The following is a 13526-nucleotide window of genomic DNA, read 5'->3' as shown; positions in this document are numbered from 1 at the left end:
GAAAAACGAAGTAGTTGACCATTGAAAAGAGGTCAACAAGATCGACGGCCGTCGACGCTCACGACGGCCCGGTCCTGCCATTTCACAGGTCCTTTTCAACCCTGAACACGGGTCGTCCGGCCGACGGGTATCGATGGAACCCTTGCTATAGTGGTGGCGCTGTGGCTCTTTTTTAGGATTTCAAAGGGGGTGACCATGGCCTTCGACCCGGCACAGGAGGAGTACCGCAGGCTGAGCCTGCGCTTCGCCAGGACGCAGGAGATCGGCGACGCCTACACGGCCACGCGCGCGGCGGCCGCGTTCCGCCGGCGCTTCGCATGGAACCACGACTCCCTTCCCCAGACCGACCAGGACCGCGCCTTCCACCTCGTGGCGCGCGCCTCCGAGCTCGTGGACCGCGAGCTGCCCTTCGCCGAGGACGGCGACGTGGCCGGCCTCGTCGCCGAGGCCCGGTCGCTCCTCGAGGAGGCCGTCTCCCTCGACCCCGAGTGCCACGACGCCCGCCGCATGCTCGCGGCCCAGGAGTGCCCGAGCTTCGAGGAGCACTACCGCTTCCTCGTCGACAACGTCGACGAGGTGCGCGGGCGCACCCTCGCCCGGCGCAACGAGGCGCTCGCCTCCGGGCGCACCGGCGCCGACATCGAGGCGCGGCTCGTCTCGTACCCGCTCTACCGCTGGCTCGCCTCGCTCGCGGCCCGCGCCCTCGTTTGCGGCCGCTACCGCAAGAGCCTGGAGTTCTGCCGGGAGGTCCTGGAGATGGACCCCAAGGACCACGCCGACGCCCGCTTCACCGCCTACCTCGCCCTCGCCAAGCTCGAGGACGCCGATGGGCTCGAGGCCCTGGCGGACCACGCGACACGGAACGTCCCCCACCGCCCGGCGCCGGACGCTTGGCTCCTCATCGCCTCCATGGCCCTCGCGGCCCGCCGGGGTGACCGCCAGGGGGCCCACCGCCACCTCCAGGCGCTCCTCGACGGCTACCCCCACGCCGGCATGGTCCTCTCCTCCCAGAGCGAGCTCCCCGACGGCGTGTTCGCGCGCCTGGCGGTGGAGCCCTACTCCAACGACGAGCTCGTGCTCGCCGTGAGCGAGAGCAGCGTGGTGTTCCAGGAGGGCGTGGACCTCAAGGGCATGGGCGCCCTCGGCTCCTTCGTGGCTGCCGACCCCTCCGTGGTGAGCGCCCGCATCTCCGACGAGATGAGCCTCGGGCGCACCCAGGACGCCGTGACCGACTGGAGGGGCTGACCGTGGACTGGTACGGCGAGCTCACCCAGCGCGTGGCCGCCCGCTACCTCCAGGAGCACGGCCCCATGAGCGAGGGGGCGCGCCAGGAGCTCATGGGGGCCGTGGCGGCCGACGTGGACTCCTTCGTGGACCACCCGGCCGACCGCGCCTTCGCCATGGTGGCCCAAGCCCAGGCCGCCCTCGCCAAGGCCTCAGCCGACGACGAGTTCCTGAGCGACGACGAGTACATGGCCTCACGGGCACGGCGACTGGAGAGGCTCTGCGCCGCGTGCGACGAGGCCCTCTCCATAGACCCCGACGCCACGGACGCCGCCCTCATCCGCCTGCTCGCCACCGAGGCCGACGCCCTGGAGCACGTCACGGCCCTCCGCGCCCTCGACGGGAGCCTGGGCGCGGAGGCCCCGGCCGAGGCGACCGACCCCGTGGACGCGTGGGCCGACGTCTTCCGGCACCCCGCCCTCAGGGTGCGGGCGGCCCTGGCCGTCACGGCGCTCGACGCCGCCAACGTCTCTATGGCGCTGGGGTGCGCGAGGTCGCTCCTGGACGTCATGCCCGGCGACGAGCTGGGCATGGGCGGCACGGCGGCGCTGGCCCTGGCACGCCTGGAGGACGAGGAGGGCTTCAACGAGCTGGACGCCCGCCTGGGGCGCCGCGGCAGCGCCTGGACCAACCTCGCCCGCACGCTGCTGCTCTTCAAACTCGACCGCCTGCCGGCGGCTCGGCGCGCCCTCGCGGGGTTCAGGTCCCTCAACGAGGGCGCGGCCTACGCGCTTCTGCGCCCCACCTACGTGGAGACCTACCTCCCGTGCCGCCCGGAGTTCGTCCCGGGGTCGTTCGAGGAGGCCGTGCTGGCCGTCCACGAGGCCGATCCGGTGGTGGTGGACGCCCCCGACTTCGTCAACTGGGCCTCGGAGCAGCCGGGCGTGCTCGACGACGCCGTGGCCTTCGCCCGCTCCAACGGCATGGACTGGTAGCCTTCGGGCTGCGGCCGGGCGCGGCGATGCTGCTATACTTGGCAATCGCGCGCCGACGTCCCCATCGTCTAGCGGCCGAGGACACCGCCCTTTCAAGGCGGGAACACGGGTTCGAGTCCCGTTGGGGGCACCATAGGAAAACAGCAGGCCGGAGGGTGTGAACCCCTCCGGCCTGATTTTTGGTCGATGTCGTGGCGCGGCCTCGGGCGCCCTAGCCCACGAAGTAGCGGCCCACGCGGTAGAAGGTCACGGTGCCGGAGGTCTTGTTGTCGGAGAACTGCACCACCTCGACGGAGTGCTCGCCGTCGGAGAGCTGGCCGTCGGTGAGGTCCAGGGCGTGGACGCCGTTCTCCATGGGCTCGGCCAGCACCTGATCGCCATCCACGAACACGTAGGTGGTCCTGTCGACCGGGATGCCCTCGGTGACCACGGACACCTGGGCGTGGAGCTTCTGCGGGTTGACGGCCATGTGCGGGATGCCGCCATCCTCGGTGGTGCCCTCGTCGCAGGAGAAGTAGGCCGTGCCCTCCCCCACGTTGCCGTACTGGTCGTGGCCGAAGGTCGCGGGCTCCGTGGCCGTGGCGTCCTCGGTGGAGGAGGCGGCCGCGTCGTCCGCCGGCTGTGCGGCCGGCGCCCCGCCGCAGCCCGCCAGGGCCAGGGTGAGCATTCCTGCCGCGACCAGCTTGCCTACCTTCATCACGATCCTCCTCGATCGAACGCCCCGGCGGGACGACGTACCTGTCAGGGGATTACTACCCCATCAGGGCGAGGACGGCTCGCTCGGAGGCGGCCATGTTCTCACCCAGGAGGAACGGGACCCCGTTGACGTAGGGGCACTCCAGGTGCTGCGGCGCCATCATGGTGGCCACGAGGAAGTCGAACCCGGCCGAGAGGCGCGGCGCCTCGGCGATCTTGCACTGCCGGATGGTGTAGGCGCCCTCGTAACCGTGGGAGTCGAGGAACCGCTCCAGACGGGCACGGACGGCGGTGGAGGTGGCGAACCCGGACCCGCAGGCCAGGAGGATGCGCTTCATGGGCGTTCAGCTTTCATATCCAAGGCGCCCCTGGGGGCCGCCGAGAGGTTCTCGTCCCTGCGGCGCCGCCGTCGCGGCACCGAGGTGGTAGGGGCGGTGGGACTCGAACCCACACGCCGTGAAGGCCGAGGTTTTTAAGACCCCTGCGTCTACCGTTCCGCCACGCCCCCGTCCTTGAACCATCCTAATCCTTTATGGCTCCACGAGGTCGGCGAGACCCACGGTGGCGGGCAGGAAGCCCACGGGGCCCGGGGTCCCGTCGAGGGACCTCTCCACGGCCATGCAGGCCCCGGCGAGGCCGTCGAAGTCGCTCACCGTGAGCTCCCTGAAGCCGCTGGCCCTCATGAGCTCGCCCACCAGGAGCGTGCCACCCAGGATCACAGGCGCCCGGTTGGGCTGGAGACCCGGGATGCGGGCCCTCTGGGACTCGGTCATGGCGGCAAGGCGGGCGCCCAGGTCGTCCACCTCCTCCACGGTGAGGGTGGAGCCCTGGACCACCGCGCTGTCGTAGGTCTCCAAGCCCAACCCCATGGCGGACAGGGACGTCACGGTGCCGCCGGTGGCGATGAGGATGTCGGGGTGGGCCAGGGCCCCCTCCATCCAAGGCATCTGGGCCTCGAAGGCCATGCGGGTCTCGCAGCAGCAGGCCACCAAGTCGTCGCGGGAGGGCGGGTCGTTGCGCGAGAGGAACCGCTCGGTCAGGCGACGCGCCCCCAGGTCGAAGGAGTGGGTCCAGTCCACCACGAGCCCGTCGTCGGTGCGGCCGCCGCAGGTGAGCTCGGTGGAGCCGCCACCGATGTCGGCCACGGCCATGCTGTGGCAGTCGAAGGCCTGGGCGACCCCGCGGAACGCCAGGGCCCCCTCCACCGTTCCCGTGAGCACCTCGGGCGCGAGGCCGCGGGCGCGCAGGGCGTCCAGGAGCTCGTCGGCGTTGCGGGCGTCCCGGGCCGCGGAGGTGAGGAAGCACCCCACGACGTCGCAGCGGTGGTCGCGCAGGAAGGCGATGAAGCCGTCCACGGCCTCGAGCACGCGGGCGATGGCGTCGGGAGAGATGAGCCCCACGGCGTCCACTCCCTCGCCGAGGTTGCAGATGCGGCTCTCGCGCACGATGGAGAGGACCACATGGTCCTGGATGTCGGCCATGCCCACGCGGGCGGTGACGGTCCCGATGTCTATGACGCCCACACGGCGGGTCTCACTCATGGTTCTGGTCCCCCTTCTGGTAGAAGAAGAGTCGGTCGAGGGCCTGGATGTACCAAGGGTCCTCCCGGGCAAGCACGGCGGCCCGGACGTCCTCGGGAATGGGCACGGCCTCGCCCCCCTGCCCACCGGGGAGGCCGGAGACCGTTGCGGCCTCCTCGCCCTCCTTCACGTAGCCGTGGAGCCGGGCCTCGTCCTCGATGCCCTGCTCGGTGGTGAGGTCGCGGGCGCGCTTCTCCACGGCCTCGTTCTCGGCGTTTATCTCGGCGAGCACGTCCTGGATGATCTGGTTGTTGCGCTTGGCCATGTAGAGGTCCCGCACCGGCCCGTAAAGCGCCACGACGGCGACCACGACCACCGCGAGCACGGCGAGGGCGCGGCGGGACGGACGCGGGAGGCGCCCCTTGCCCGGCTGCCCGTCGGCACCTTCCTGGGGGGAGGTGCGGCCGCGGCGGGCCCGGGACGGGGAGTCGCCGCCGCGCCGGGCCGACGTCACGGCCGCCGTCAGACGCTGCGCCGCGGAGCGCGCCCCCCCGGCGACGGCCGCACCGGCCTTGGCCGCGGCGGACGCGCCCTTGGACGCCTTGGGGGTCCCCGCCGTCTTGGCGGCCTTGCCAGCCTTGGCGGTCTTGGCCTTGGCGTCTGCGGCCCCCCGGGCGCGCTGCCCGGCCCCGACGCCCCCGCGGCGGCGGGTGCGGTCGCCGCGGCCATCGGCCGCCTGGGCGCGCGCGGCGTCGCGGGCGCGGTGGAGGTCGCCCGTGGACGCCGCGGAAGAGGCGGTGCGGGCGGGGTGCGGGCGGAGCGGCGTGGGGTCGCCGGCATCGGAGGTGGCACGGGCGCGGCGGTGCGACCGGGCCCTGGTGGAGGGCGACGCCAGCTCGCCGCCGGAGGGCCTGGGGCTCACAGAGCCGTCCGGGCCCACGGCGACGTCGTCGACCTCGTAGACGGGCTCGTCGACCGCCTCCGGGGAGGCGTCGCGGCGCGCCCGCGGCCTGAAGGCGATGGTTTTGTCGTCGCGCTGGGACATGGTTCCTCATCTGCTGCGTTTGGGGTGCTCTCTTGAGGGACGCGCCCTCAGGAGAGCCATCATACACGCGTTGCCCCCGCCCCCGGAGGCGGGGGTCGGGGGCGTGCGCGGGATACCCTTGAATCCTCAGAGCCCTGCAGGGCGGCTCAGCGCTCCCCCCGCTCGCCCTCCTTGACGCGGGCCCAGAGCCCCTCCAGCTCCCCATGGGAGAGCTCCTCCAGGGGCGTCCCGGCCTCGCGGGCGGCCCGCTCCATGGCGGCCCACCGGCGGCGGAACTTGGCCGTGGAGCGACGGAGCGCCCGCTCGGCGTCCACGCCCCCCTTGCGGGCCACATTCACCAGGGCAAAGAGCACGTCGCCGAACTCCAGCTCGGCGGCCTCCCCGCCGGGCTCCTCGGCCTCGAACTCGGCGCGCTCCTCGGCCACCTTGTCCCACACGGCGTCGGCGGAGGGCCAGTCGAACCCGGCGCGCGCGGCCCGCTTGGAGACCTTCTGGCACTCCATGAGGGCGGGCAGCGAGCGCGGCACGGAGTCCAGGAGGCCCTGCTCGGCGTCCTCGCGCTCGGCGTCCTTCACCTGCTCCCAGATGGCGAGCACCTCGCCCTCGTCGGCCGCCGCGGCGTCGCCGAACACGTGGGGGTGGCGGCGCACGAGCTTCTCGTCGAGGCCGGCCACCACGTCGTCGATGGAGAACGCGCCGGCGTCGTCCGCGATCTGGGCGTGGAGCAGCACCTGCATGAGCACGTCGCCGAGCTCCTCGGCCAGATGGCGCGGGTCTCCTCCGTCGATGGCGTCCACGGCCTCGTAGGCCTCCTCCACCATGTTGCGCTGGATGGAGCCGTGGGTCTGCTCGCGGTCCCAGGGACAGCCGTCGGGCTGGCGCAGGCGCCAGATGGTGCGCACGAGGGCGTCGAATCCCGGGTGCTCCCCCGGTGCGCCCGCGCGGTCGCGGCTCTGCCCGTCGGCCGCGGTGGCGACGGCCGAGAGGCCCGTGGCCGGGTCCGTCACGGGGCCGGAGGCGATGTCGGCTCGGATGCGCACGGCCAGGGACCGGGCCATGGAGGCCGAGCCCTCGGCGTTGGGGTGCAGCCGCAGGTCGCCGAAGAGGCGGGGGTCGTGGGCCACGAGGTCGAAGCCGTCGACGAAGGAGAATCCCAGCCCGGCGCACTCGTCGCGCAGGATCTGGCCCACCCAGCCCAGGGGCTTGCCCGAGGCGGAGGCGATGGCGGCGTCGGCGCGCCACAGGGGCGACACCACGTACACGCGGGCGCAGGAGCCGTAGAGGTCGGCCACGCGCCGCAGGTAGGCGTGGATGTTCTTCCGGATGCGCCTGGCCGAGCTGATGCGTGCCCAGTCGTTGGTGCCGTAGGCCACGACCACGGCGGCGGGGGCGGCCCTCCGCAGGCGACCGGAGCCCTTGAGGGTGCCCGGGTCGAACACGTGGCCCGCCACGCCCTGGTTCACCAGGCAGAAGTCGAGGTCGCGTCCCAGGCGCACGGGCCAGGTCTCGCCGGAGCAGCCGGCGACGAAGCCCTGGGTGATGGAGTCTCCCAGGGTGAGCAGCAGCGGGCGGTCGGGCATGGGCTCCAGGCTGCCGTCCGTGCGCAGCCCTCCCACCGCCACGGCCATGATGTAGGGCAGCCACACGCGGCACTCCAGGGGAACGTGGGCCCCGTTGTCGAGGACGAACGTGAGCGTGCCCGACTCCACGGTGGCCACATGCTGGACGCCGGCGACCTCGAGGGTCACGGAGTCCACGAGCCCCGCCTCCGGGGCCAGGGAGCGGCCCTCGGCGGCGCGCACCTCGCGCACCATGTCGGCGTCGTGGGCGAGGTCGAAGACCACCTCGAGGTCCACCTGCACCTCGCTGCCGTCGGTGACGAAGGCCAGGCACACGCCCGCCGTGGAGCCGGCGCGGTGGCTGCGGCCCACCTCGGCGAGGTGGCGGAGCTGCTTGGCCGAGAAGCGCCAGGGCCGCACGTAGCCGTCGTCCTGGACCTCCGCACGCACGCACCCGCGCAGGTAGCGGCAGACCTCGGGCACGTCGGCGCCGGTCAGGGTGCGCCCCCGAGCGTCGACCACCTTGGGCTCGAGGGAGGATGAACCCATCAGCGCACCTCCCTGTCGCCGGTGGACGCCGCCTGTCGGGCGGCCCTGCGGCCGGTCGTGCCCCGGCCGGGCTGTATGGGTGCTAGCATGGCGCTCCCTTCCCGCGCTCCTGCGGGGCGCCGCGACGGGCACCCCTCGGACGGTATCAATCTTGGCACAGGCGGCGCAGGGGTCGCCCCGCGCGGGGCCCGGTACATCATTCCGGCGCCCGCAGGGGCTCACTCCCCGTCGTCGCCGCCCATGGCCTCCAGCACGGCCAGGGCGCCGGCCACCACGTCGTCGCCGGCGCGGTGCGGGTAGGCCACCTTGGCGGTCTTGGGGTACACGAGAGCCCCCTTCGCCTTGAGCTCCCGTGTGACGTCGCGGTCGGGGCTGTGGCCCAGGAACACGAACCTGCCGCCCGTGAGGGCCACCGAGGTGACGCCCAGGCGCTCGGCGCGGATGCGGATGCGCTGGCGATCCAGGAGGTTCCGCGCGGCCTCGGGCAGGTCGCCGTGCTCACGGGCGAGGTCGCTCTCCAGGCGGTCCACCTGCTCGAGCTCCGTTGCCGCCGCCACGCGGCGGTAGGCCATGACGCGCTTGTCGATCTCGGGGACGTACTCGTCGCTGAAGTAGAAGTCGGCCGAGAGGTTCACGGTCACCTCGGGAGGCTCGACGTCGCCCACCTCGCCGCGGGCCTCCGAGACGGCGGCACCCAGCATCTGCGTGAACAGGTCGAAGCCCACCTGCTGGAGGTTGCCGTGCTGCTCGGCCCCCACGAGGGAGCCGGCGCCGCGGATCTCGAGGTCGCGCATGGCCACGCGCATGCCGCTGCCCAGGTCCTGGTACTCGTTGATGGCCGTGAGGCGCTCGGTGGCCTCCTCGGTGAGGGGCTTGTCGCCGTCGAAGAGGAAGTACGCGTAGGCCTGGGTGCGCCCGCGGCCCACGCGGCCCTTGAGCTGGTAGAGCTGGGCGAGGCCCAGGCGCTGGGAGTCCTCGATGACGAGGGTGTTGGTGTGGGGGTTGTCGATGCCGCTCTCGATGATGGTGGTGGCCACGAGCACGTCGATGTCGTGCTCCTGGAAGCGCTCCATGACGTCCTCCACCTCGCGGGCGCTCATCTGGCCGTGGGCCACACCCACGCGGGCCTCGGGAGCGGCCTCGTGCACGCGCCCCACGGCCTCGTCGATGGTGGTCACGCGGTTGCTCACGTAGTACACCTGGCCGCCGCGGGCGGTCTCGGTGCGGATGGCGTCGGAGACGACGTCGGGGTCGAACTCCCCCACGTGCACCTTCACCGGCAGGCGGCCGGGGGGCGGCGTCATGATGAGGCTCATGTCGCGCACGCCCGAGAGGCTCATCTGCATGGTGCGCGGGATGGGCGTGGCCGAGAGCGTGAGCACGTCCACCTGCTCGCGCAGGTTCTTGAGCTGCTCCTTGTGCTGGACGCCGAACCGCTGCTCCTCGTCCACGATCACGAGGCCGAGGTCCTTGGGGTTGACGTCGCGCGACAGCAGCCGGTGCGTGCCGACGAGCACGTCCACCTCGCCGGCCGCGAAGCCCTCGAGGGCGCGCCGCTGCTGCGCGGCGCTGCGGAAGCGGCTGAGCACCTCCACGGTCACGCCGAACGGCGAGAAGCGCCGCTCGAACGTCTCGTAGTGCTGCTGGGCGAGGATGGTCGTGGGGCAGAGCACCATGACCTGCTTGCCGTCCTGCACGCACTTGAAGGCCGCCCGCAGGGCCACCTCGGTCTTGCCGAACCCCACGTCGCCGCAGAGCAGGCGGTCCATGGGGCGCGAGGCCTCCATGTCTGCCTTGATGTCGGCGACGGCCCTGGCCTGGTCGGGCGTGAGGGCGTAGGAGAAGCTCGCCTCCATGTCGGCCTGCTCGGAGTTGTCCGGGGCGAAGGCGTGACCTTTGACGGCCGCCCTCCTCGTGTAGAGGTCCACCAGGTCGAAGGCCAGCTTCTTGGCGTTCTTGCGGGCCTTCGCCGTGGCGCGCGACCAGTCGGCCGTGTTGAGGCGCGTGAGGCGCGGGCTGTTGCCGTCGGGCCCCACGTAGCGGGTGATGCGGTCAACCTGCTCCAGCGGCACGTAGAGCTTGTCGCCCTCGGAGTACTCGAGCAGGAAGTAGTCGCGCTCCTTGCCGGCCACCTCGCGGCGCACGATGTCGGCGAACCTCGCGATGCCGTGGGTGGCGTGGACCACGTAGTCGCCGGGCTTGAACGGGAAGGTCACCTGGGTGGGGTCCACCTGCCGGCCGCGGCCGCGCTTGGCCATGCGGGAGGTGAGGTCGCCCACCGAGAAGACCGCCAGGCGCACGGAGGGCACCACCACGCCGGCGGGCACCGGGGCGTCGAAGAACGTGACGCTCTCCCGGGGGAGCGCCTGGGCGTCGGCCTGGGCCCGCGGGTCGGTCACGGGGAGGCGGCCGGCGGCGTCGGCGGCCAGGGCCTCCGAGAAGGGCACGTGCTCGTCGCCGAAGGTGAGCTCCAGGGCCTCACGGGCGCCGCGGTCCGGCACGGCGAAGGCGATGGAGAAGCCGTCGTTCACGAGCTGGCGCACGCGGCCGAGGAGGCGCGTGTCGGAGCCGGCGATCTGGGGCTGGCGCACCTTGAGCTCCACGGGCCGCTGGGCCCCTGCCGTGGCGATGGACGAGAACGACAGCCGCTGGCGGTTGCCGAAGTCCAGCTCCCGGGCCGCCGTGTAGAGGCCGTCGAGGGTCGCGCCGGCGCCCTGGGCCGAGGAGGCGAGGTCGTCGGTGGCGCGCAGGCAGTCGTCGAAGAGAGCCCGGGGCTCGTTGAGGCACACGAGGGTCGACGGCCCCACGTGGTCGAGGGGCGTGCCGGTGGCGCCGTAGAGCTCCCGCAGGTAGAGGCCCGTGCGGGCCGTGGGGATGCGGGCCTGGATCGCCTCGAGGTCGGCCGCCACGGCGGAGGACTCCTTGGCGCGGTTGTAGAGGGCCTTCTCGGCGCGGGCCACGGTCTCGTCGGTGAGGGCGAACTCGCGGGCCGGGAGCAGCTCCACCTCCCGGAGCTCTCCGATGGTCTGGCCCGTGGAGGGGACCACGCGGCGGATGCGGTCGATCTCGTCTCCGAAGAACTCCAGGCGCACGGGGCCGGTCCCCTGGGCGGGGCAGACGTCCACGGTGTCGCCGCGGGCCGAGAAGCACCCGGGCTCCTCGGCGTCGCCGGTGTCGACGTAGCCCGAGGCCAGGAGCGCGGCGACGACGTCGGCGGGCTCCGCCTGCCGGCCGGCGCGCCACACGGTGGAGGCGTAGTAGGGGCTGCCCGCCGGCGGCACGCGGCGCATGAGCGAGCGGGCGCTGGCCACCACGACGCAGGGCTCCTCGGCCGCCAGCGCCGCCATGGCGCGGGTACGGGAGCCGAGCTGCGCCATGTCGGGGGCGATGCGCTCGTTCCAGGGGCGGTCGCGACGCTCGGGGTAGCGCATCACGTGCTCGAGGCCGAGCCAGGCCGAGAGGGCGTGGGCGGCGCGGTCGGCCGCCTCCTCGCCGGAGACCACGTAGAGGCAGGGGCGCGGGTCCGCCGCCCAGAGGGAGGCGAGCACGAGGTTGCGGCCCGACTGCGACACCGAGAGGGTGGCGTCCTCCCCCTCGCGGAGCTGCGACGCGATGGTGCGGAGCCCCTTGTCGGAAAGGAGCTGGCGGGCGATGCGGTTGATGAACATGGGCGGGGTCTCGCTTTCGCACAGCGCAAAGCGCCCTCGGACAGGCCGAGGGGCGCGGGGAGCGACGGGTTTTCGCCTAGAATGGTACCCCGAGCGACGGGGCCCGACGCCGGGCGTCCGATTCCATCCAGGCCGCGGCGCCCCTCTCCCGCAGGGCCGGAGCACCCTTCCTGCGCCTTGGGCGCCTCCGGGCAGAACCTCCGGGCGGAGCCTCCGGACGAGTGCGCGATATCAAATCGCATTCCATGCTGTTTTATGCGCATGTACCTCCAAGACAGGGCGTTTTATCCGTTTTCAAGCGTTTCTTATCCATGTTGCGTCGTTTATATCGCGCAGAGCGTTTTCGGCTACCGAGAGGAGCACCCCATGGCCCACAGGATCGTCATCGGAGGCCCCACCGCCCTCCGCATCGCGTGCGACCGCGCCTGCGCGCTGTGCATACGGCCCACCGAGGTGCGGGCCCACGACTCCCTCGACGACATCGGCTGCCACCGGCACCCGCCCCGCCACCGGGAGCTCGAGGCCATCCGCGCCGCCTGCGAGCCCTACGGAACCGTGCACCTCTACGTGCCCCGGGCCGACGCGCGCACGCGGCACCGCGGTTTCTCCTCCCACGTGTGGGGTGGCCCCGTGAGCGGGGGCTCCCTCCTCCTCTGGGAGGTGCCGGAGACCGAGCTCACGGTCTCCGTGGCGACCCCGGCCCTCGCCCTGCTCCAGACGGCCACGCTTGCGGACGACCCTCCCCTGCTCGGGGCAGCCTGCGAGCTCCTGGGCCGCTTCGCGGGAGCGGGCGGGGACAGACCGACCTCCCCGCCGTGCAGGCGCGCCGTCATGGAGGACTACCTCTCCTCGCTTCCGGAGGCCACGCCGGGGCTCAGGCGCGTCCGCAGGCTGGTGGGGCTGGCCTTTGAGAACGGGTGGTCGCCCCTCGAGGTAGCGACGGCCGGCATGCTCTCCCTGCCCCGAGATCTCGGCGGGCTGGGGCTGCCGCGGCCGCAGCTCAACCATGCGATCCACCTCCCGCCTGCCCAGGAGCGCCAGCTGGGCTACTCGCCCCTGCACGCCGATCTGGCGTGGCCCGCCGAGCATGTGGTCGTCGAGTACCAGGGAAGGCACCACTTCGGCAACCGGAACGTGGCCGAGGACGACATGAACCGGGCCAGCGTCCTGCGCCAGACGGGCTGGTGGGTGGAGCAGTGGGCCCACCGCGACCTGCGCGACCTACTCCGGCTCGACAAGGGGGCAGGCCGAGTCGCCGAGCGGCTGAGATGCCCGCTCCCCGCCCCGGACGGCGCGCTCCGCTCCCTCCAAGGACGCCTCTATGCCGGGCTCACCCGCTGGCGGGACCTCCTACTGTAGCCCCGCACAGAAGGGCGGCCGGCGCCGCTCGTGGGCGCCGGCCGCCAGAGGGGCCGTCCTTGTAAGAACCTGTTCCTAGAAGACCGTGACCACGGCGCCGTCGTAGGTGTCGTCGATGTACTTCTTGGCCGTCTCGGAGGTGAGGGCCTTCACGAGGGCCTTGGTCTTCTCGCTGTCCTGGTTACCGTCCTTCACCGCCACGATGTTGGCGTAGGCCTTGGCGGCCTCGCCCTGGTCGGACTCGGTGGCCAGCGCGTCGGAGACCTTGAGGCCGGCACCCAGCGCGTAGTTGCCGTTGATGGCGGCAATGTCAACGCTAGGCAAGTGGTGAGGCAACTGAGCGGCCTCAACTTCCTCGATCTTGAGGTTCTTGGGGTTCTCCACGATGTCCACCACGGTGGCGTTGAGGCCGGCGCCGTCCTTGAGCTTGATCAGGCCCTCCTGCTGCAGGAGGAGCAGGGCGCGGGCCTCGTTGGTGGTGTCGTTGGGCACGGCCACGGTCGCGCCGTCGGGTAGGGCGTCGAGCGAGGCGGTCTTGCCGGCATAGAGGCCGAAGGGCTCGAAGTGGATGCCCGCGGCGTTCACGAGGTGCGTGCCGTTCTCCTCGTTGAAGTCGTTGAGGTAGGTCACGTGCTGGAAGTAGTTGGCGTCCAGCTCGCCGTTCTCAAGGGCCTTGTTGGGCAGGATGTAGTCGTTGAATTCCACGACCTCGAGGGTGTAGCCGTCCTTGGCGAGCTCGTCCTTCACGGCGTTGAGGATCTGGGCGTGGGGGGTGGGGCTGGCGCCCACCTTGATGGTCTTGTCGCCGTCGGAGGAGGAGCCGGACTGGCCGCAGGCGGCGAGGCCGGCCACGCAGACGACGGCGAGGGCGACGGCGCAGAGACGCGCGGCGATCGGGTGCTTCTTCATGG

10 protein-coding genes and 2 tRNA genes are annotated in these 13526 nt (G+C 72.2%); 4 read left to right on the top strand and 8 right to left on the bottom strand.

Annotated features, from left to right (window positions below; translation table 11 throughout):
- Positions 1 to 195: 195 nt before the first annotated feature.
- From OR600_RS02080 to OR600_RS02070, 3 genes are all read left to right on the top strand, one after another.
- Positions 196 to 1245, top strand: coding sequence for a tetratricopeptide repeat protein (locus tag OR600_RS02080; RefSeq protein WP_265590565.1), 1050 nt, complete (start codon positions 196 to 198; stop codon positions 1243 to 1245).
- A 2-nt stretch (positions 1246 to 1247) separates the two neighbouring features.
- On the top strand, positions 1248 to 2219 hold the full coding sequence (locus OR600_RS02075; RefSeq protein ID WP_135978089.1) for a hypothetical protein: 972 nt from the start codon (positions 1248 to 1250) through the stop codon (positions 2217 to 2219).
- A 57-nt stretch (positions 2220 to 2276) separates the two neighbouring features.
- Positions 2277 to 2352: transfer RNA gene (locus tag OR600_RS02070), tRNA-Glu, on the top strand.
- A gap of 78 nt (positions 2353 to 2430) precedes the next feature.
- Here the strand turns inward: OR600_RS02070 and OR600_RS02065 are convergent.
- From OR600_RS02065 to mfd, 7 genes are all read right to left on the bottom strand, one after another.
- Positions 2431 to 2916, bottom strand: coding sequence for a hypothetical protein (locus tag OR600_RS02065; protein WP_135978090.1), 486 nt, complete (start codon positions 2914 to 2916; stop codon positions 2431 to 2433).
- 55 nt (positions 2917 to 2971) lie between these two features.
- Positions 2972 to 3253 (bottom strand): PTS sugar transporter subunit IIB, encoded by a 282-nt coding sequence (locus OR600_RS02060; RefSeq protein ID WP_135978091.1) that lies wholly within the window; start codon positions 3251 to 3253, stop codon positions 2972 to 2974.
- Positions 3254 to 3338: 85 nt separating this feature from the next.
- Positions 3339 to 3423, bottom strand: a tRNA-Leu gene (locus OR600_RS02055).
- A gap of 22 nt (positions 3424 to 3445) precedes the next feature.
- Positions 3446 to 4456: a Ppx/GppA phosphatase family protein gene (locus OR600_RS02050; protein ID WP_135978092.1), complete on the bottom strand. Its 1011-nt coding sequence runs from the start codon at positions 4454 to 4456 to the stop codon at positions 3446 to 3448.
- A complete protein-coding gene (locus OR600_RS02045; RefSeq protein WP_135978093.1) occupies positions 4449 to 5480 on the bottom strand; it encodes a septum formation initiator family protein in 1032 nt (343 codons plus the stop codon). The genes OR600_RS02050 and OR600_RS02045 overlap by 8 nt, the downstream gene beginning before the upstream one ends.
- A gap of 146 nt (positions 5481 to 5626) precedes the next feature.
- A complete protein-coding gene (gene mazG / locus OR600_RS09960; RefSeq protein ID WP_373871640.1) occupies positions 5627 to 7588 on the bottom strand; it encodes a nucleoside triphosphate pyrophosphohydrolase in 1962 nt (653 codons plus the stop codon).
- Positions 7589 to 7806: 218 nt separating this feature from the next.
- Entirely contained in the window at positions 7807 to 11256 is a 3450-nt protein-coding gene (mfd, locus tag OR600_RS02030) for a transcription-repair coupling factor (RefSeq protein WP_265590563.1), read from the bottom strand.
- A 366-nt stretch (positions 11257 to 11622) separates the two neighbouring features.
- Here mfd and OR600_RS02025 point away from each other — a divergent pair, with 366 nt between their 5' ends.
- On the top strand, positions 11623 to 12615 hold the full coding sequence (locus OR600_RS02025; protein WP_265590562.1) for a putative endonuclease domain-containing protein: 993 nt from the start codon (positions 11623 to 11625) through the stop codon (positions 12613 to 12615).
- A gap of 75 nt (positions 12616 to 12690) precedes the next feature.
- On the opposite strand, the gene OR600_RS02020 is transcribed toward OR600_RS02025, so the two are convergent.
- Entirely contained in the window at positions 12691 to 13524 is an 834-nt protein-coding gene (locus OR600_RS02020; RefSeq protein ID WP_251164020.1) for a MetQ/NlpA family ABC transporter substrate-binding protein, read from the bottom strand.
- Between the last annotated feature and the right edge of the window lie 2 nt (positions 13525 to 13526).

It is taken from the genome of Granulimonas faecalis (assembly GCF_022834715.1).
Lineage (GTDB): Bacteria > Actinomycetota > Coriobacteriia > Coriobacteriales > Atopobiaceae > Granulimonas > Granulimonas faecalis.
This window is presented reverse-complemented; position numbering and strand designations above follow the sequence as displayed.